The organism is Ensifer sp. WSM1721, from assembly GCF_000513895.2.
Classification (GTDB): Bacteria; Pseudomonadota; Alphaproteobacteria; order Rhizobiales; family Rhizobiaceae; genus Sinorhizobium.
Map to the genome: position 1 here is coordinate 550,998 of NZ_CP165784.1, position 17,419 is coordinate 568,416.

General features: G+C 58.5%; 14 protein-coding genes and 1 pseudogene. 5 read left to right on the forward strand and 10 right to left on the reverse strand.

Annotated elements, in window-relative coordinates; translation table 11 throughout:
* Positions 1–196 precede the first annotated feature (196 nt).
* Genes M728_RS28160 through M728_RS28170 form a run of 3 tightly spaced genes read right to left on the reverse strand, consistent with a single transcriptional unit; the run spans position 197 to position 2,995 of the window.
* Positions 197–889 (reverse strand): hypothetical protein, encoded by a 693-nt coding sequence (locus M728_RS28160; protein ID WP_026622593.1) that lies wholly within the window; start codon positions 887–889, stop codon positions 197–199.
* Positions 889–2,007: a hypothetical protein gene (locus M728_RS28165; protein ID WP_026622594.1), complete on the reverse strand. Its 1,119-nt coding sequence runs from the start codon at positions 2,005–2,007 to the stop codon at positions 889–891. The genes M728_RS28160 and M728_RS28165 overlap by 1 nt, the downstream gene beginning before the upstream one ends.
* Positions 1,997–2,995, reverse strand: a complete 999-nt coding sequence (locus M728_RS28170; protein WP_026622595.1) for a hypothetical protein — start codon at positions 2,993–2,995, stop codon at positions 1,997–1,999. The genes M728_RS28165 and M728_RS28170 overlap by 11 nt, the downstream gene beginning before the upstream one ends.
* A gap of 529 nt (positions 2,996–3,524) precedes the next feature.
* Between M728_RS28170 and M728_RS28175 the strand changes: the two genes are divergently transcribed.
* The 3 genes from M728_RS28175 to M728_RS28185 all read left to right on the forward strand — a co-directional run bounded on the left by M728_RS28175 (position 3,525) and on the right by M728_RS28185 (position 6,641).
* Positions 3,525–4,616: a putative phage abortive infection protein gene (locus M728_RS28175; RefSeq protein WP_156943548.1), complete on the forward strand. Its 1,092-nt coding sequence runs from the start codon at positions 3,525–3,527 to the stop codon at positions 4,614–4,616.
* A 613-nt stretch (positions 4,617–5,229) separates the two neighbouring features.
* Positions 5,230–5,526 (forward strand): hypothetical protein, encoded by a 297-nt coding sequence (locus tag M728_RS28180; protein ID WP_156943549.1) that lies wholly within the window; start codon positions 5,230–5,232, stop codon positions 5,524–5,526.
* Between the two features lie 443 nt (positions 5,527–5,969).
* On the forward strand, positions 5,970–6,641 hold the full coding sequence (locus M728_RS28185; RefSeq protein ID WP_026622597.1) for a helix-turn-helix domain-containing protein: 672 nt from the start codon (positions 5,970–5,972) through the stop codon (positions 6,639–6,641).
* A 209-nt stretch (positions 6,642–6,850) separates the two neighbouring features.
* Here M728_RS28185 and M728_RS28190 read toward each other — a convergent pair whose 3' ends face one another.
* On the reverse strand, positions 6,851–7,141 hold the full coding sequence (locus M728_RS28190) for a hypothetical protein (RefSeq protein ID WP_026622598.1): 291 nt from the start codon (positions 7,139–7,141) through the stop codon (positions 6,851–6,853).
* 47 nt (positions 7,142–7,188) lie between these two features.
* Here M728_RS28190 and M728_RS28195 point away from each other — a divergent pair.
* Positions 7,189–7,497: pseudogene (locus M728_RS28195) on the forward strand (recombinase family protein); the annotation flags it as partial.
* 472 nt (positions 7,498–7,969) lie between these two features.
* On the opposite strand, the gene M728_RS28200 reads toward M728_RS28195, so the two are convergent.
* Positions 7,970–8,467: a hypothetical protein gene (locus tag M728_RS28200; protein ID WP_026622600.1), complete on the reverse strand. Its 498-nt coding sequence runs from the start codon at positions 8,465–8,467 to the stop codon at positions 7,970–7,972.
* Between the two features lie 352 nt (positions 8,468–8,819).
* Here M728_RS28200 and M728_RS28205 point away from each other — a divergent pair, with 352 nt between their 5' ends.
* A complete protein-coding gene (locus M728_RS28205; protein ID WP_026622601.1) occupies positions 8,820–9,512 on the forward strand; it encodes a response regulator transcription factor in 693 nt (230 codons plus the stop codon).
* Here M728_RS28205 and M728_RS28210 read toward each other — a convergent pair.
* The 5 genes from M728_RS28210 to M728_RS28230 form a co-directional block, all read right to left on the reverse strand.
* The gene (locus M728_RS28210) at positions 9,458–10,888 is read right to left on the reverse strand and encodes an HlyD family type I secretion periplasmic adaptor subunit (RefSeq protein WP_245269800.1); all 1,431 of its coding nucleotides are present in this window, start codon (positions 10,886–10,888) and stop codon (positions 9,458–9,460) included. The genes M728_RS28205 and M728_RS28210 overlap by 55 nt on opposite strands.
* Positions 10,885–12,672: a type I secretion system permease/ATPase gene (locus M728_RS28215; RefSeq protein WP_026622603.1), complete on the reverse strand. Its 1,788-nt coding sequence runs from the start codon at positions 12,670–12,672 to the stop codon at positions 10,885–10,887. Before M728_RS28215 ends, M728_RS28210 begins: the two co-directional genes overlap by 4 nt.
* A gap of 26 nt (positions 12,673–12,698) precedes the next feature.
* Positions 12,699–15,605 (reverse strand): calcium-binding protein, encoded by a 2,907-nt coding sequence (locus M728_RS28220; RefSeq protein ID WP_245269801.1) that lies wholly within the window; start codon positions 15,603–15,605, stop codon positions 12,699–12,701.
* 368 nt (positions 15,606–15,973) lie between these two features.
* Complete coding sequence (locus M728_RS28225; RefSeq protein WP_026622605.1) at positions 15,974–16,252, reverse strand: hypothetical protein; 279 nt, start codon at positions 16,250–16,252, stop codon at positions 15,974–15,976.
* Between the two features lie 283 nt (positions 16,253–16,535).
* Positions 16,536–17,270 (reverse strand): hypothetical protein, encoded by a 735-nt coding sequence (locus M728_RS28230; protein WP_026622606.1) that lies wholly within the window; start codon positions 17,268–17,270, stop codon positions 16,536–16,538.
* Between the last annotated feature and the right edge of the window lie 149 nt (positions 17,271–17,419).

Genomic DNA, 17,419 nt, shown 5'->3' on the forward strand with positions numbered 1-17,419 from the left:
GCTTGCTTCTGTCCGCAGTCGGGTCGGAGGGGGAGGTTTGCCAAGATGCTGGAAACCTGCCAATTTGAGTCACTGTAGCATCTGCGCAAAAGCGTTTAAAACGTCAGCCTCGGAGCATGCGGCAGCATGAGAGACCCAAATGCCAGGAGTCGCTTGCTGAGTCGCCACGAAAAATCCGACAGCAAAGCGAGACAGGTTATGAGCGGTCAATGACCCGAAGGCTCTGAACTTCGCGCAAGCTGTTGCGAAGTGCATCCATCCACTGCTCGTCGACGCTAGAGGAGAGCACGACGCTTGCGTTCCTCTGGAAGGAAATCAATCCCCTTGCCGAGCGAAACCTTAGTTGCACCTTTTCGAGCGAGTATTCTGCTGGAGAAACGAATTTGATCGCCGCATCGGCGATGTCGCCACTTCCCTTGACTAGCACCTGACCGACAGCACTCTCACCTATAGCTACTGATCCAATTTGCACCCGTTCGATCGCTCCGTAGACTCCCACGATTTCTCTAAACCGGGTTGCCCATGCCAAAGGGTCTATGGATGATTGCTCGATCGCAAATCGGTGGTTCAATGCTTCCAGCAGCCGACTAACGAGCTTTGAGCCAGTTCGCCCAGGGTCTCGCAACTCAAGGCTAGATGTCTCCGGGCTGATACGAAAATGCGTCCGGAGATATTCGACGATCTCGTACTTTTCCTCATGGCCAAATGGGTCGATCGTCTCGTGCGTTGTCTGCACCCGCTGTATAAGGCATGCTTCAAGGAAATTGGGTCGCAACTGTTCCACAACAAAACCGTCTGGGGAACCGTCTTTGTAAGGCATGTTCTTGAGGTGGCCCGCAATAGCGCTCGCCTCGAGTTCCGTCTGCAAGCCGTACCAACGAACGCGCATCACTTTCCGCCCTTAGCTATCGGCCGGCCTCTTCGAATCTCAGCCAGAACCGTTCGAGAGGTCCGTTCAAGAAGAGAAAATAGCACTTTTCGAACCCCGTCATCCGGGAGCTTGAAGTTGTGGGGGTATGTGCCGGTGCGCTCAGACCGGCGAGAGTGTCTGGCTCGATACTGAAACCCCGTTCCTTCCTGAGCATTTTCGAATGATGCCTCGAACTCGACTCTATCGAAGGGGTGAGCCGTCTGGGTAGCTTCCCACTTTATGGACGTTATGAAAAAGCCGTCCTCTTCCATCTGTTTGTACTGTTTCGACACCAGCAGGTCATTGCCGCTCAGCGCTACGTTTTTCACTAGATTGATCATCGCACTTTTTGCGACTTCTTGCTCCGCGGTCTCCCCATCTTCATCAGCGTCGAGATCATCGATCTCTGTGGATGCGGCCGAGACCTTGAGCTTGGTCACGGTATCCAACCGAAAGCCAGTCATTTTAGTGACGAGATTGACGAAAAACCGCGTTCGGCTCTCTGGTGAAAGATCTTCCACGGTGATGCGCTCTTGTGGGACCGCACTTTTCTTCTTACTTTCCAACTTCTCGATAAGAATATCTACGAGCTCTCGCCCCTTGTCGTTGGCGGGAAAACGGATCACGACGCCGTCGTCTTCGATTCTGAAATCTAAGCTTGCGACCTTGTCCTGCCGCTGCGCCAACGTGGTGCGGGAAAGATCGAACTCGCTGTACCCCACGGTCGCGATTACCGCTTCGGACGTTTTGTGTGGGACCGCAACCTTGTCGTTCTTTCCATCTGTATTCGCATATTCTTGTATGACATCTTTGATCTCCGAGACGTCCAGCTTCATTTTGACGGTCAACGAACTCGTTCGTTCGCCTCGCGTGCCCGGTTCGGCGTCTTTGACCAAATCGATGACATCCTGCAGATCGTGGATAGTCATCGAAATGTAGTCCGCCAAATCCCCACGGTTGGTCGCAGACCCGAAGAAGACACCACGTTCTCGGGTAAGCCGATGGAGAACGCCATCGGTTATCCTCTGCTTTGCAGAGAACATAAGATCGTAAAGCTCCTTGTCGGTCGCGAACAAACGTGGATGCTTATCCCGCATAGCTCATCCCCATTTCCGTAGTTGAATAGGACGCCAATATCTCCGGCACGTGCGAAATCTTGATCTTCGACAGACGTTTCGCGAAATCGGTGTCCTGATTTTCGCCGGGTATGGAAGACACATATTCCTGGATTGCCTTTTGGAGATTAGCCGAGGCGTCATTGTCGTCGGGTTGCACCTTGATATCAAACCGCGTCTTACTCACGATTAGCTCGTGTCGCCGCAAATAGTCGATGAGATACATCAATCCTTCTACGGTCGTCTTACGACGATGGAAGATGACAAACCCTTGGCGCGCATCTTCGTCGTCGAAATGTTCCAAGATTATCCACGGAGACTTCAACATCTCCATGGTTGCGGCCCGAGCACGCTCGCTTCGCACGACAGTATTTCTAACTAGCTGCGGATAATAGAACGCGCAACGTTCCCTCGGAGGAAGGCGCTTGGCTTCGTCTTCGTCGCCCCTCATTTGTTGCAGCTCGCGCGCAACACGTTGAAGCCAGTTAATTTCTTCCGGTCCAAGGACGTAAAGACGCGACTTTCGGGGAAGCTTGATGTCCTCAGGCCGGATATCAGAAATTAATGTATCAAACGACTTGTGGAATTCCTTGTCATGATTGTAGACGAACAGCAGCCCGGAAATATCAAACGCGGACGACGCATGTGTGTAGCGTTTTTGCCAAACCTCACTTGCCTCTGCGCATGAGACCTGATTCGCAAGACTGAGAATGGCCTCCTTGACCGCAGGGCGCTTGATGCTGTCCTTGCTGTAACTTTTCAAATCGCACTGAATGTATCGTCGAACCGTGGAGTACGGTTCATCATAATAGAAGACGACGTCCGTAGGATGACTCTTGGTGTTGTGAGACTCCTGCTGCTCGCATGGCCAATTCTCGTTCATCGGACCGGTCTTCTGCCATAAAAATTCGGCGAACACCTTATTGGAAAGGTCTTCTGCCATTTGTGCTCGATTGATAGTTTCTGCCATTCACGAGACCCCGATCCGATTCGCAGGTCGAAACTAACACTATAAATGATATGGATTGCAGGATACTTCGCATGTAGTCCACAAGTTGATGAACCAAACGATTTTTCAAGTCTCGTGATGAGGTCGAACTCCGATATCGACGCACCTCAGGCACAAGCGTTTCTCGTCGCGGGCGGAAGCTTATTTTTGATTTTAACGCACAGAATCACGAGGCACCCGCCTCTCTGTGGTCCCACCTTCGTCGTCCAAGATCGCTGAGTTCAACGCGGCCGTGGCAGCAATTGAGACATCAAGGCGCAAGATTTTCCTGATTGCTGCCCGGACATGTTCCGGCATGGAGGCTCCAACGAAGTCCCAATGACGTAACAGCATCTGGATTGACCAGAGCATTTCGTCTGCTTTGGCTGATCCAGACCTTGGCGCCGAGGTCTTAGCCGGCGGGCATATCGCCCGTGATGCCGCGAAATCCACTCGACAATGCAACCGGCGCGAATATTGTCCGAGCGGGACATCACATCGGGGACGATTCGTGAAAATTGATTTTGTAAGGATCGTCGCATGGCTGGCGGTGAGCGCTGGTTGCTATGCGGGCATGACGTACATCGGTTGGCCATATCTCTTTTATGCCAGCTTACCGGCCTACGAATTAGCGTTGAGCATCCTCATCTTCGCAGTCACGGTCGCGTTCTGGATTGGTCCGGCGATGAACGACATCATAGAACCCAAGGATGGGGACTCTCGGCGTACCCTTACCGTGCTCGCTTATGTCGTCCTGTTGGCAATGGGCTTCGTGTTCTTTTACGCGGTTACACGAGATTGGGACAAGCAGCACCTAGGCACCCTAGGCGACTTCCTGGGCGGAACACTTAATCCATTCCTGACCTTCCTGACGGTCATTGGTCTTATCGTGACCATTGTGTTCCAACAGCGCGAAATCCACGGCGCAAAGGAACAGGCGCTCAAGCTGGAGAAGCTACAAAAAGAGGACCGTATCCGCGCTGGAAAGCAGCAGTTCGAGGCAACCTTCTTCCAGATGCTGAATTACCACAACTCAATCGTGAACTCGATTGACGTGTGGAGGGGGCAGACCAAAGACACACTTCGAGGCCGCGAGTGTTTCAAGTTTTACTTTGATGTGATGCAAGCCGAGTATACGAGAGTTGAGATGATAGAAGAGCGTCAGCGCGCTCTTCATGCTTACGATTGCAGAGTCTGGGGCACCTTCCAGAAGGATTTAGCCCATTATTACCGATTCCTCTACAATCTCGTGCGGTTCGTGAACCAGAACAGAGTGGTCTCCACGACCAAGTACATCCGCATCATGCGGGCGCAGCTCTCCGATTACGAGATGTCCATGCTGTTCTATAACGGCCTGACCGCTGACGGCGCCCGCTTCAAGGAGTATATCGAATTCTTCACGCTGTTCGACAACCTGCCGGACAACGCGCTGCTCAACGTCTCGCATCGGGATTTCTATCAGGAGAGCGCCTTTGACGAGGCTGCGCCAAAGCAGCCTCTTTCGTTCCAAGACGTTGACCCGGATGAGGCGGCGGAAATCGCAGCAGGCGTCGCTGATGAACCCGAAGAAATCACGTGGGCGTCCCGCCGGATCCGAAATTAACGACGACCGCTTTTTGAATGAAATTTCTGATCTTCTGTACCGCAACCCGGCGATGAAACCTACTTCCGCCATGCGCCGAGTAATAAGCGCCAACCAGGGCTTGTGGGTTGCGTCGTCAGAGGCCGCGATGCTGCGACGCTTACAGGAAAAGTAGAAGCTTCGAAAAAGCTGCTCTAGAACTCGGGGCTCAACAGCGAATGGAGACACGGCGGCCCGCGGGATCCAGCAGGGCGTAGGACACCGCAAAACGGGTATCCACGGGATTTTTCTGCAATAAACCAGGTACTGCAGGAACCGTCACCGACGGCGATTCCGGCTCGCTTCAGTGCATCAACAGGCAGTTTGCCGAGAACCAGCGGTTTCAGCTTATCTGTTTTCGCCATTTCAGATTGCCCCAGTATCGTAGCCTTGCAGAGGAGCGTAGCGACAAGCGGTGAGCACGCCCTGCGCTCTGTCGCTATCCAGGCTTCCACGCTTGAGTACTCACGATCTGCTCACATGCTCGAAAAACAGACGTGGCTGGAGAGCACTCGGACGTATATTGATCCAGGACAACTAACTGCTACTCTGGCGCACTGGCAACAATCAAGGACTGATTATGTCGAGCGAAATAATGACCAGAGATGAGACGATCGCCTTCATCTACGACTTGGTATCGGCTACATTTGGCGGCAGCAAATTGCCGTTCCGAGAAGAACTGGCCAGCAAGAAATACATAGAGCCAGAGTACCTGGAAGATGCTCTGGACAAGGTGACTAGGCTCATAGCCGCAAAGCTCGAGCTTGTGCCCGAAAAGGTATCCGAAGACTTCGAGACTCAAGAGGTTGTTAGACAACAGACCGACAAGATGGTTGCGGACATGGTGCTTCAAGTTCGCAACTCTCTCGACGCATTAACCCGTCGAGCGTAGGTCGCGACAGCATGCTCGCCCAGACAGCCACGACCCTCACATCTACGAAATTCATATCGAAGAGCAGATACCGACGCGGCCGATGGTCGGATCGCGCGAGATCTCTATGATCATCTTATATGGCAAAAGGTCGATGAAGACTTTGCAAGGGCCGCCAGTCGTGGATCGCATGGGTGGTCACGCGAGAGGTTCAATGCGAATTGATTTTCACCGCGAAGACCGGGCGCCCTCGACCTCGTTAGCACGCTTTCAGTTTCCTGCAGAAAAGTGTTAGAGGCGAAGAAGCTGAAACCGGAGCTAAGACGTGGATACTCAGACAATTCTAGAGGGGGGTGAGGCCCTTCTGGAGCAAATGATCTTCGACCAGGTCCAGGAATCGCTGACGCTGGATTTCAAACGCGGATCGATGTTCAAGAGGGGCCCTGCTCGATGGCCCCAACAGGATGACGCTCGGGGCCGCGCTCTCGGCATTCGCCAATGCTGTCGGGGGAGTTCTCGTCATAGGTGTCGATGCCAGAAAATCAAAAGAAGGGATCGACTGCGCTGGGGAGCTGATGCCCGTTGAGGACCTCGGCAAAGCCCTGACTACCCTGACCCAAGCCGTGGGAGATCTGCTGCAGTCGCGTCACGGTGGCATCCGGGTCTACAGCATTCCTTCGGTCAAGCGCCTTGGCTGCGGATATCTATTGGTGGATGTGCCTGCATCCAACCAGAGGCCGCACAGATCACAGGCCGACGCCAAATATTACAAACGCGCTGGCGCATCAAACTTCGTGATGGAGCATTACGAGGTGGTCGACGCTATCCGCAGTTCTGCCGCGCCAAATCTGGTACTCGAGTACGAGCTCACCAAGGGCATTAGCCGACCCCATGAGAGGCACTTTGAAGCCAGACTGAGGCTTGCCCTGACTAATGTGGGCCGAGCGACCGCCCGCCACGTATCGCTTCAGATTACAGGTGTCGGTCCATATGACGTCGGTTGGCAGGGTCTGGGGGAAAACGTGATTGTGAATCAGTACAATTATACCAGAACGATCTCTCACCTCCCCGAATTTGGTAATTCACCCGGGCGAAACGCGTTACGTCTGCAGCCTGACGCTGGATGTCATCGTTAGTGCGAGCGCAGGGACAAGCATTGGTGGCGTGTTGGATCAGCAATCGCCGTTGCAGATTGTCTACCGGAGCAATGCCGAGCATTTCGGGAGCGAGACGGCGGTACTTGAGGTCGGCTTACACGAAATCTACTCCGCCGCAGCATGCTAGGGGTCGGTTCCGGCTCGGGGCGAAATGACACCCGAAGCCTTTTATCATCGCGCGGGAAATTTCATGGCATCAAACCAGGGAGATATCGATCCACGATAATGCCTGTCAGCTGTTCGCCTCGCGACGTGAGCAGGTCTAGGTCTTTCTCCGAGATCGGTGCAAAGTCGGTTGGATAGTCCTTCACCGCATCGCGCGGTACCAGATCCGGTGGCGACCACGGCAGCTTATCATCTTGCTGGCCTAAGTAGACCATGCCGAAGCCATCCAACTCGCCCGTTTCCACGTACTTGTGGAGCCGGGAATACATCGCGTCCTGCGCCTTTCGGTATACTGCTTCGAAGGATCTCTTCACTCGGCCAATCCACCAGAAAGGGGTATCCAGTCCTTCGAACTGCCCCGGTCGTCGTCCGGCTTGACCGCCTGGCGCGCTCGGTCACCCATCTTCTCGAGGTGGTCGAGCAGCTCGCCGACAAGGGGCGCATTTTCGCTCCCTGCGGGACCCCATCGACACTTCGACACCGCAGGGGATGTTTTCACTCCAGGTGCTCGGTGCTGCTGCTCAGCTCGAACGCGCTCTGATCTCCGAGCGTACGAAAGCCGGCATCAAGGCAGCGAAGACGAAAGGGGAAGCTGCCTGGAAACCCGGCCGTCCGGGAACGCCGGCCGGACGCCCTGGCGAGAATGACAGCCGCCCCGAAGGCGGCTTACGGACAAAATAGGCGACGGGTTCCGCCGCGACTTCACCCGCATGCTCGGCGAAGCGGCCGGCAAGGCAGTACGTCTTCAACTGCGCGGCAAAGCCAAGCCGGGTCCGCGGTGGTTTCGTTACGATCAGCGCCAGTTCGTCAAAGTTCAGGCTCCACCACCCGTTTCACGCCACGCTCCCACACTCGGCCTTCGTGCCGGCATTTTTGCGTGCGGGCGTATTCCGTTCAACTCACGAGCAAGCATATTCCGTATTTGTTCTTTCCGTTGGCCGTTTTCACAGCGACGTACGCACCGGCCAATTAAAAGCGACAGTGGGCAAGTGGCACGACGTTGACCCAGACTTACGAGCCGATCCTCAACGCGTATATTCTCCGTATCGTGCATCAATCAGGCGTCATCACATCGCGCGAGTATGATGTAGTGATATTCGATTACGATGACCTTCGCGTTGTGCCCGTCTCAGGCAAGGGAGTCAGACGGGCGAATCGGGTGAGCCGTTGTGGAGCCGCGTCGGTACACCGTCGTGCTCATTTGACCCGCGGTTTTCGCTCAGGTCGCGACTAGGCGTCGCGGCCGCGAGTGCAAGATCAAGATGCCTTGTGCGGCGGTCCAGCGCGTCAAGAAAGTCATCGACCCTTGTACGGAGGTCACGGATGTCCTTCTTCATCTCCAGCCGTATACGTTCGTCTCTCCGCCGCCGGAAGCCGTTGATCGCCACGAGAGTTGCCATCCCGAAAAGAAGCAGGACGAAAACGGACTCCCCCTGGCCTGCCGCGAACAAGGCCAGCAGACCGAGGACGAATGCCTCTCCCAAGCTGGTAGCGCTACCTGAATACAGAGCGATCAGCGACGGCACGGCAATCATCACCGCAAGCAGGAACGAACTGTAAGGTTCCGCGTACGCGACCAGCAGGCCTGCCCACTCTGTCGCTGCTGTGAAATCTATCTTCGACATTTCCACGGTGGCCATCGTTTGTCCTGCTGCACCCCTACCGACCAGCACTCCGCCTACAGCCGAAAAAATGGCGGCGAACTAAGCTGTCTCGATGATACCGTAGGCTGTTGTTCTTTCCAGCGTGCAAACGACGAATAGATGATTATTCCGTACTACATCCTAATTGGTACTGACAAGACAAATGCCGAACTGCTTCGCTATAAATAGCAAACGTCTCTGCTGTGTAAACGACAGCTCTACAAAAGTGAATACTGATACGTTCCAGAAGGTGATCTAAACAATTCTTCTGCGCTGTCGTAAAATTGTCTCGTCAATGCAGTGTTGCGCCAAAGCGCGGCGGCCCAGGTGAGTGACATGCGGAGCGTCGATGCAAAAGCCAGATGAACTTGCCCGGCAATCGGTCATCCTGCTCATGGACGACCTGCGCCTCCGTCGCGCCGCGGTCGAATCCTTGCTGACGCCTTGGGCCGAGGGCTTCGGCGCCAGCATCGAACTGGGGCAGATGTCCAGCTTCGAGGGCGCGGCGGAACCGCTCCGCAACCGGGCCATGATCCTGATGAACATCGGCAACGTATCGATCTTCCGCGCGGGGCTAGATGTCTCGCTCCGGCAATTTGTCGACCGAGCTGCGGGAGTCCCGGTCGTTGTCATGTCCGATTGCGACGATCCCGGGGAGATGGCCCGAGCGTTCGAGGCCGGAGTGAGAGGCTTCGTGCCGACCAGCATCGCTCCGGAACTCGCTCTGAAGGCGCTTACCTTCATTCTGAACGGCGGACACTTCTTTCCGCCGTCTGTGCTGCAACCGACGTCGCGACGCGCTCGGCTCACCCTTTCGGCGCATAGCTCGGATTTTCCTAACAAGCCAAGCAGAGGCTCCACTATGCCATCAGAGTCGAACTGCGCGTCACGCCTGCAGGCAGCTCTCATCCGCCCCCTGCGGGTGCTTGCACGTTCCACGGGTCAAGATCGCGCCAGACGGCCGGCACGGCTGCCTGGCCAGCGATCTCAGCTTTCCCGAAAGCCTCTGCGAAAGGCCGCCCGGAAAGGTTCGATCATGTAGTCGAAGGCGGTTTGCTCGGCCGTCACGATCAAGACCTCCGCAGGCATTCCCGGAACGAGGACTATGCCCTTGTCGAGCGCGGCAAGCTCTTCGCGCGGCACCTCGACGCGTGCGAGATAGTAGGCCTGGCCTGTCGCCTCGTCGACGATGCGATCGGCAGAGAGGCTTCGGACCACGCCTTGCACACGCGGCAGGCCCCTGCTTGAAAACGCGGTGAGGTGAACAGTCGCGGTCTGCCCCACTGTCACGACATCGATATCGCCAGGAACTATCCGCGCGTCGATGAGCAGCCGCTCCTCGGTCGGCACGATCTCGAGGACCGGTTCGCCTGGGAGGATAACGCCGCCGACCGACTTGAAACGCAGGTTCACGACCTTGCCGCTGACCGGAGCGGTCACGGTCGTTCGATCCAGGATGTCCTGGCTTGCATTGAGGCGTTCGGACACGCTGGCCATCTCGGCGCGGACTCTTTCGAGTTCCGTCGACGTCTCCTCCGACCGCGTGGCGCGGAGCGAGATGCGTTGGGTCGCGATCTCGCCGATCTTCTGCCTGATCTCGGCGATCGAGCCGAGATACTTGCCGCGCTCGCCCTGGAGGGCGGCTTGGAAGCGCTGAAGCGTCAGTATTTCTGGCTCTCTGACAAGAGCCTTGCGGAGCAGCTTCCCCTTCCCCGCCAGCTCCTTCGCGATAAGTTCGATCTGTCGGTCGGCGCTTTCCACTTGTGCCTTCAGAGCGCTGATCTGCTCCCTGAACTGGTTCTCCCGGTCGTCGAGAACCTGCAGCTGGGCCGAGAATGACGCACGGCGCATTTCGAAGATCGAGATCTGCCCCTGAACGACCTCGCGCAGCCCAGGATCGTCCTCGGCCACCATTTCGTTCGGGAAATGGACCGCATCATTGCCTGCCTGTTCCGCAAGCAAACGCAGCCGCGTTGCCACAAGCGTTCTCGACTGCTCCAGAAGCAGTTCGTTCGCCGCGGCTGCCTGAGTGCTTTGAAGGACGACGATCGGGTCGCCGGCCCGCACTAAATCCCCGTCCCGGACTTTCAGCGCCTGGATAATGCCGCCTTCCAGGTGCTGTACAGTCCTCCGGCTTCCGTCCGGGCTGATGATGCCGGGAGCTATCGCTCCGGCCGCGATTGGGGCAAACAGCGACCACGCAAGGCCGCCGACGACGAATATGACGATCACGGCAAAACCAAGCCGGACCGGAACCTTGACCACCTCGCGCACCGTGAGGGGTTCCGGCAGAGCCTCTTGGCGTGCCATCCTGTTCCCCGGAAGCGCAACTACATTCGACTTGCTGTTTGCCACGGGATTGCCTTTCCATTCGAGGATTTGAGTGTTCAACGTATCCTTGCCGTCCGTACGGCTCATTCGCCGATCATTTCGGTGACGCGCGGCATGCGCGGCGGAGCCGCGGCGGCATTGCGCAGCTGAGGCTCCTGGCGCTTTGACTCGCCGCCCGCCAGCCGGAGCTTACCGAGGACATCCTCGCGCGCGCCGAAGAGTTCGACGCGCCCGTCACGGAGGAACAGGATCTTGTCCGCCTGGGCCAGGGTCGACGGGCGGTGGCCGACGATCATGAGGGCGGCGCCGCGCTCCTTCAGCGCCCGCACCGCAGCGGCGAGCGCTGTCTCGCCGGACTGGTCAAGGTTCGCGTTAGGTTCGTCCAGGATGATGATCTTCGGATTCCCGAACACGGCGCGCGCGAGGCCGATGCGCTGCCGCTGGCCCCCTGACAGCCGTGCGCCTGCATCGCCGATCGGCGTCTCGTAGCCTTGCGGAAGACGCTGGATCATCTCGTGGGCGTGCGCCAGCATCGCTGCCTGAACGACGTCGTCGTCGTCCGCCATGGCCATGCGTGAGATGTTGTCGCGGATGGAGCCGGAAAACAGCTCCACGTCCTGCGGCAGGTAGCCGACATAGCGGCCCAGCTGTTCCGGGTCCCAGTGGTGAAGTTCGGAGCCGTCGAGCCTGATTTCTCCTCCCGATGGCGCGGCGATCCCGCCGATCAGTCGGCACAGCGTGCTCTTGCCGCTCGCCGATGGTCCGATCACCGCCAAGGCCTCGCCGGGCGTCAGATGAAAACTGACATTGTCTATCACGTGCGCCTTCGTCCCCGGCGCGGAGTAGGAGACGTGCTTGAGGGAGATGTGTCCGTAGGGCTCGGGCAGGCGTGTCCGCTGGGCTTCGGCGGGGATGCTCTGCAGCCGCAACCTCAGGCGATCATAGGCGATCCGCGTCGCCAAGAAGTTCCGCCAGCTTCCCATCGCCACCTCGATCGGAGCGAGCGCCCGGCCAAGAAGGATCGAAGACGCGATCATGGCGCCGCCACTCACTTCGCCCTTTAGCACCAGATAGGCCCCAAGCCCGAGCGTGGCCGACTGTACGAAGAAGCGTAGGAACTTGGTGATCCCGAGTATCGCGGCGCCGCGTTCCGCCGAGGAAAGGGTTGCACTGAGCGAGGAATCGTTGCTCGCCCGCCAGCGTTCGAGCAGTCCGGGTAGCATTCCCATCGCGCGCACCACTTCGGCGTTGCGGATCGTTGACTCCGCCTGCTGGAACGCCGCGATCTGCTTGGTGCTGGCGGTCTGGGACGCGCTCCGGGTCGTCAGTTCGTTGAGAAGGGTGAGCAGCGCCAGAAGCAGTGCCGCGCCGACCGCAAGGGTTCCGAGCGCCGGATGGAGCAGCCAAATCAGGGCGAGGAAGACGGGCGTCCACGGCGCGTCGAAAAGCGCGGCCAGTCCTTGCGAGGACAGGAACGACTGCACCTGGGCGAGATCGCGCAGAGGCTGCGCGCCAGCATTGTCGCCGACTAGCCGGGCACGCACGCCACCCGAGATCAGTACTGGCCCCAGCCTGTCGTTCAGCCAGCACCCCATCCTGACCATCACCGAGCTGCGCAGGCTGTCGAGTACTCCGAGCACGAGCAGGGCGCTCCCGGCGAGAACCGTCAGCATGACGAGCGTCTCTACCCGGCCGGACACGAGAACGCGGTCGTAGACCTGCAGCATGTAAAGCGGCGACGTCAGCATCAGCAGGTTGATGGCGAAGCTGAATATCGCCAGTACCAGGAGAGACGAGCGAATTTGCCCTGTCGCGTAATCCAAGTCCGTCTTGCTGCGCCGACGCTTGTCGGCCGATGCTTTTGCAGCCATTCCCCAGCCCCCTTGTTGGTTCGGTCTCAGGCGATCAGAGCCGGATCGATGAACAGGTCGTTCGCAATGAGCGTATTGAGCGCCGCGCCCGCCTGGGCCTGGCTAACCGAGCTTTGGGCGCCCAATGCGACGTATGTCTGGTGGGTGCTACCGGTAAACCGGCCGACCCATGTTGCCACGCCGCCGATGCTAATCGCGGTGAGCGCAATGCCGCCTGTTGCGTTGAGACTGTTCAGGAAGAGGTCTTCGCCAGACTGATAGTCAGCAATCACATTGCCCGTGCCGCCGAGAATCCGGAACGTATCCTGACCGGCCACGCCGCCATCGGCGATTCCATCGCCGAACAAGGTCTTGGCGCCGGTTCCCGTTGCCGAGAGAATGTCGGCGCCACTGCCACCCCGCATCTGGTCATTGCCGGAACCGCTGACCAGCTTGTTGCCCGCAGTGCTTCCGAACAATTGATCGCTGAAATTCGACCCCATGACGTTTTCCATCTGCAGGAGCAAATCTCCATCGGCCTCGGCGCCCTGGCTGAGACTGCCGGACGTGCCGCTGAAGAGGCGTGCGAGCACCGCGCCCGTGGAGGCGGAATAGTCGATCGTGTCGATGCCTGCTCCGCCGATAATGAATTCTGCGATCCCGCCCGCGAATGAGCCGCCTGCGCCGCTCCGGAAGGTGTCGTTTCCGCCGCCGCCATCGAGGCGGTTTACGCTGGCATTGCCGACCAGAAGGTCGTCGAAATTGGAGCCGAAGAGATTCTCGATCGTGCTGAGTTGGTCGCCCTGCGCATCGCCGCCGACGCCGAGCGCGGCGCCCGTATTGTCGAGGACGATTGTGACGCCAGCGCCGGAGGTCTGATAGAAAGCGGTGTCGGCGCCGTCTCCGCCGATCAGCACGTCCGCGCCGGCCCCGCCTGCAAGCAGATCGTTGCCGCCGCCGCCTTCCAGCCGATTGGTTCCAGAGGCGCCGAAGAGCTGGTCCCCGAACGCGGAGCCGACGATGTTTTCCATCGTGACGAGAACGTCGCCATCGGCTTCCCCGCCTGTGGAAAGAGATCCGCTTGTCAGGCTGTCCGAAAGCCTGGCGATCACGGCCGCGGCCGAGGCCGAATAGTCCATGGTATCGATGCCTTCGCCGCCGATCACGAGTTCGGTCGCGGGTATCGGAGAGGAAGAGCCGCCAGCGCCGCTGCGAAAATAATCGTTTCCTGCCCGCCCATCGAGGCGGTTGAGTCCGGAATTGCCTATCAGGACATCGTCGCCGTCCGAGCCGATCAGATTCTCGATCGAGGTCAGCATATCCCCTTCAGCGTCACCGCCGAGGCCGAGCGCAGCGCCTGTGTCGTCCAGCGTTACGGAAACGCCAGCAGCGGAGGATGAATATTCGGCGGTGTCTGTCCCGAGACCGCCATTGATGATATCCGCGCCACCGCCGCCCATGAAGGTGTCGTTGAGTTCGCCGCCGTTCAGCGTGTCGATGAAGGCCGAGCCGATGATCCGCTCAATGAGCTGAAGCGTATCCCCCTCGGCATCGCCACCGGTTCCGGTTCCGAGTGCCAAAGGATCAAGCACGGTCGTGTTCAGGTCGATGGTGACGCCGGCGGCTGATGTCGAGTAGTCGGACGTGTCGAATCCACTCTGGCCGATGACCTGGTCGGCTCCGGCGCCGCCGGTGAAGGTGTTATTGTTGCTGTCGCCGACCAGAATGTCGTTTTGGCTGGAGGCGATGATGTTCTCGATGTTCACCAGGACGTCGCCGGCGGCCGCGCCGCTGACTGCGCCAGTTCCCAGATTGATGCCGACGGCGCCGCCGGTGGCATAGCTCACGGTGTCGTTTCCTGCGCCGCCATCCATCTGGTCGGGCTCAGCGCCTGCTACCAGCATGTCGTCGCCATCACCGCCATTCAGAATGTCGCCGCCGTTAAGGGGATCGCCGTCGCCACCGCCGCCGTTAAGGATATCGTCGCCAGCGCCGCCGTTCAGGATGTCGTCGCCAGCGCCCGCCAGGAGCTCGTCCTTGCCGTCGCCGCCTTCAAGAATGTCATTGCCGATCGAGGCGTGGAGAAAATCATCGCCAGCGCCGCCGCGCAGGATGTCATCGCCAAGGCTCGCGATGAGGTCGTCGTTGCCCTCGCCGCCGTCGAGAATGTCGTCGCCGTCGCTGGCGTTGAGTAAATCGTCGCCATGACCGCCATGCAGAACGTCGTTGCCGAACCCACCATTGAGAGTGTCGGCGCCGCCGCCGCCGTAGAGGCGGTCGTCGCCGAAGCCGCCGTCGAGGAAATCGTTGGCTCCGGCCTGATCCTCATCCACGCCGTCCGGTACGCCGTCCATGTTCTCGTCGTCCGGCACGCCGTCCATGTTGACGTCGACCATGCCGTCGCCGATCAGGAGATCGTTGCCGTCCATGCCGCGCAGGATATCCTCTCCGGCGTTTCCGACGAGCTGGTTGTCGATCCCGTTTCCGCTGAGCAGGTCGTCTCCGGCTGAACCGGTCAGGTTCTCAATGCTGCTCAGCGTGTCGCCGGCGGCGTCGCCTCCCGAACCGCGCGAGGTTCGGCTGGGGTTGGACGGAAGCGAGACGGTGACTGCCAGGGCGGAGGTGGAATAGTCAGCGGTGTCGATACCCGCCCCGCCGTTGAGTATGTCCGCGCCCGCTCCACCGCGCAGGATATCGTTGCCCGCATTGCCGTTCAGCGTGTCGCTGCCCGCGCCGCCGTCGAGAAAATCATCGGTACCGGCCGCGTTCAGCTTATCGTTGCCTGCGCCGCCGTCGAGATAGTCATTGCCCGTGCTCGAGGCTGCCACGGTGATGTCGTCGTTGCCGTCGAGGCCCTCTATCCGGAAGCTGCCATTGGCCGCATGGGTGTAGTTGTTGCCGTTGTTGTTTAGCTGAACGAGCGTATAGGCCGGCGACGAAAGCAGTGCCGACATCGTGGCAAGGCTCGTAAATGAGTTCGGCGCCACCGGGCCGTTATTGCTGGACGGCGCATTGACCGACGGCGATGCGCTATTGGGGGACGATACGGTCGACGACCGACGGAAATTCGAAATCCGAGCCACTTTGCCCTCCTTTATGCCGACGTCTCTGCGGCGTGCTTCTCGAAGTATGCTAGGGCCCATTTGCCCGAACTGACACAACGCGTTGGTGGACTCTCCTTCGGGCGTACACCCTTGGTCGGTGGCTGCTCCGCAGCCGCCCCCGCACGCAAAAAAGGGACCCTGACAAAAGCAGGGTCCCTTGCGCTCCGGAGAGTTGGGTATAGCCGTTTCCCGGAGCGACTTTAGAAGTTTGGCTTCGCTTAAGCGACCGCGGCGTGGCCCACAGCGGTGATCGACGACAGCTCGTCTTCGATCACGAGGACAACCAGGTCCAGCTCGGCGGAGGTATCGTGGCCGATCGCCTCAACATCGATCGCATAGGTCGCTTCGTTGCCGTCGATGTTGACGTCGACCCAGTAGTCGACATTGATATCAACGTCTTTGTAGTAGTCGATGTCGACGTCGGCTTCGAAATCGAACTCCACTTCGACTTCGATGTCCTTGTCGAATTCGAATTCATTGGGATCGCAGTAGCTCATAGTCTCTCTCCTTTAACGTGATCGGGTCAGGCTTCTGCTCTGACCAAGGGAAGCTTAAGTCTGGCGCTAAGCGAGAGCAAAGAGGCACTCGACGTACAAGACTAAGGGAGTATGCGAATGCTCGTTGTAATGCTATAGAGGATTTCTTGCCTTTATCTGGTGCATTGCTATAGCAAAACCCGTAACGGCCAGCGTCTGAGCAATGAAGAACATAGTTATACTTTAGGCATGCGCCATCGAACTCGCTCGCGCGATTTATCCAACCATTCACCGATGAAGGGTTTTATCCGATGGCGACGACGACCACCGCTGTTGCCGTAGAAATCTGATCCTCGACAACGAACGCATCGGCGGACACGTCAGCCAGCGTGTCCGGGCCGATCGCATATGCCTCGATGTCGAATGCAGCGAGGTTTCCGTCGATATCGACGTCGTAACCGAAACCCCCGTCGAAGTCTGGTTCGCCACAGCCGCATTCGGGCGTGAGGTAAGGCGGCTCCTGCTGGGGAAGCTGCGTTTCGGGAACGTAATCCGGAACCGCTTCCTCGGAGCCGGCACCGCCGTCCGCTGAAAACTGCAGCGCATAAACGGTCGCCGAGACCTCCGACACGGTCGTCGACCCTGTTTCGTCCTGGACCGTATAGGTGGTCGACTGACTACTGCCAAAGTAGAGGTCGGCTCCGCCATAAACCTCGATCAGCGCAGTTGTGACCGCGTAAGCATCGCCGTCGGGCGACTCCGCGACCGCGATTGCCTCTACGGAGGCCGAGGCGGAATCAACATATGGGCCGTCGGAAACGGTCGCGGTCACCTCGAGCTGGGCCAGGGTATCGGTCCCCAAGGCTGTGGCGTCGGTCTGAACTCCCAAGCCGAACCCTGTGTCGTCGGCGTCTGACAAGACCCCGACGAACACCGTGGTCTCGGAGGCATATGAGGTTTCGGAATAGGTTTCGTCGCCAGCATCGCCGGTCGAGGTCGAAACGCTGGTGCCTACGGTCGATGTACGGGTCACGGACATGTCACCTCCACTATCTCGTCCAAATCGTCAAGGCACCATACACCTGACGTTCGTCGGTATCAGACGTTCAAATGATGGATCCGTCCAATGGTCCTGAAAGGGCCTAAGGCTCGGAAGCGCTATAGATCTTTTGTGGGAGCCTCAGGCGA

Bases quoted from the DNA above. Each gene is read 5' to 3' on its own strand.
- M728_RS28220 (WP_245269801.1), bottom strand. From the start codon at position 15,605: ATGTCGGCACTGCTTTCGTCGCCGGCCTATACGCTCGTTCAGCTAAAC.
- M728_RS28230 (WP_026622606.1), bottom strand. From the start codon at position 17,270: ATGTCCGTGACCCGTACATCGACCGTAGGCACCAGCGTTTCGACCTCG.
- M728_RS28165 (WP_026622594.1), bottom strand. From the start codon at position 2,007: ATGCGGGATAAGCATCCACGTTTGTTCGCGACCGACAAGGAGCTTTAC.
- M728_RS28170 (WP_026622595.1), bottom strand. From the start codon at position 2,995: ATGGCAGAAACTATCAATCGAGCACAAATGGCAGAAGACCTTTCCAAT.
- M728_RS28215 (WP_026622603.1), bottom strand. From the start codon at position 12,672: ATGGCTGCAAAAGCATCGGCCGACAAGCGTCGGCGCAGCAAGACGGAC.
- M728_RS28180 (WP_156943549.1), top strand. From the start codon at position 5,230: ATGACCAGAGATGAGACGATCGCCTTCATCTACGACTTGGTATCGGCT.
- M728_RS28205 (WP_026622601.1), top strand. From the start codon at position 8,820: ATGCAAAAGCCAGATGAACTTGCCCGGCAATCGGTCATCCTGCTCATG.
- M728_RS28210 (WP_245269800.1), bottom strand. From the start codon at position 10,888: ATGAGCCGTACGGACGGCAAGGATACGTTGAACACTCAAATCCTCGAA.
- M728_RS28225 (WP_026622605.1), bottom strand. From the start codon at position 16,252: ATGAGCTACTGCGATCCCAATGAATTCGAATTCGACAAGGACATCGAA.
- M728_RS28160 (WP_026622593.1), bottom strand. From the start codon at position 889: ATGCGCGTTCGTTGGTACGGCTTGCAGACGGAACTCGAGGCGAGCGCT.
- M728_RS28200 (WP_026622600.1), bottom strand. From the start codon at position 8,467: ATGGCCACCGTGGAAATGTCGAAGATAGATTTCACAGCAGCGACAGAG.
- M728_RS28185 (WP_026622597.1), top strand. From the start codon at position 5,970: ATGACGCTCGGGGCCGCGCTCTCGGCATTCGCCAATGCTGTCGGGGGA.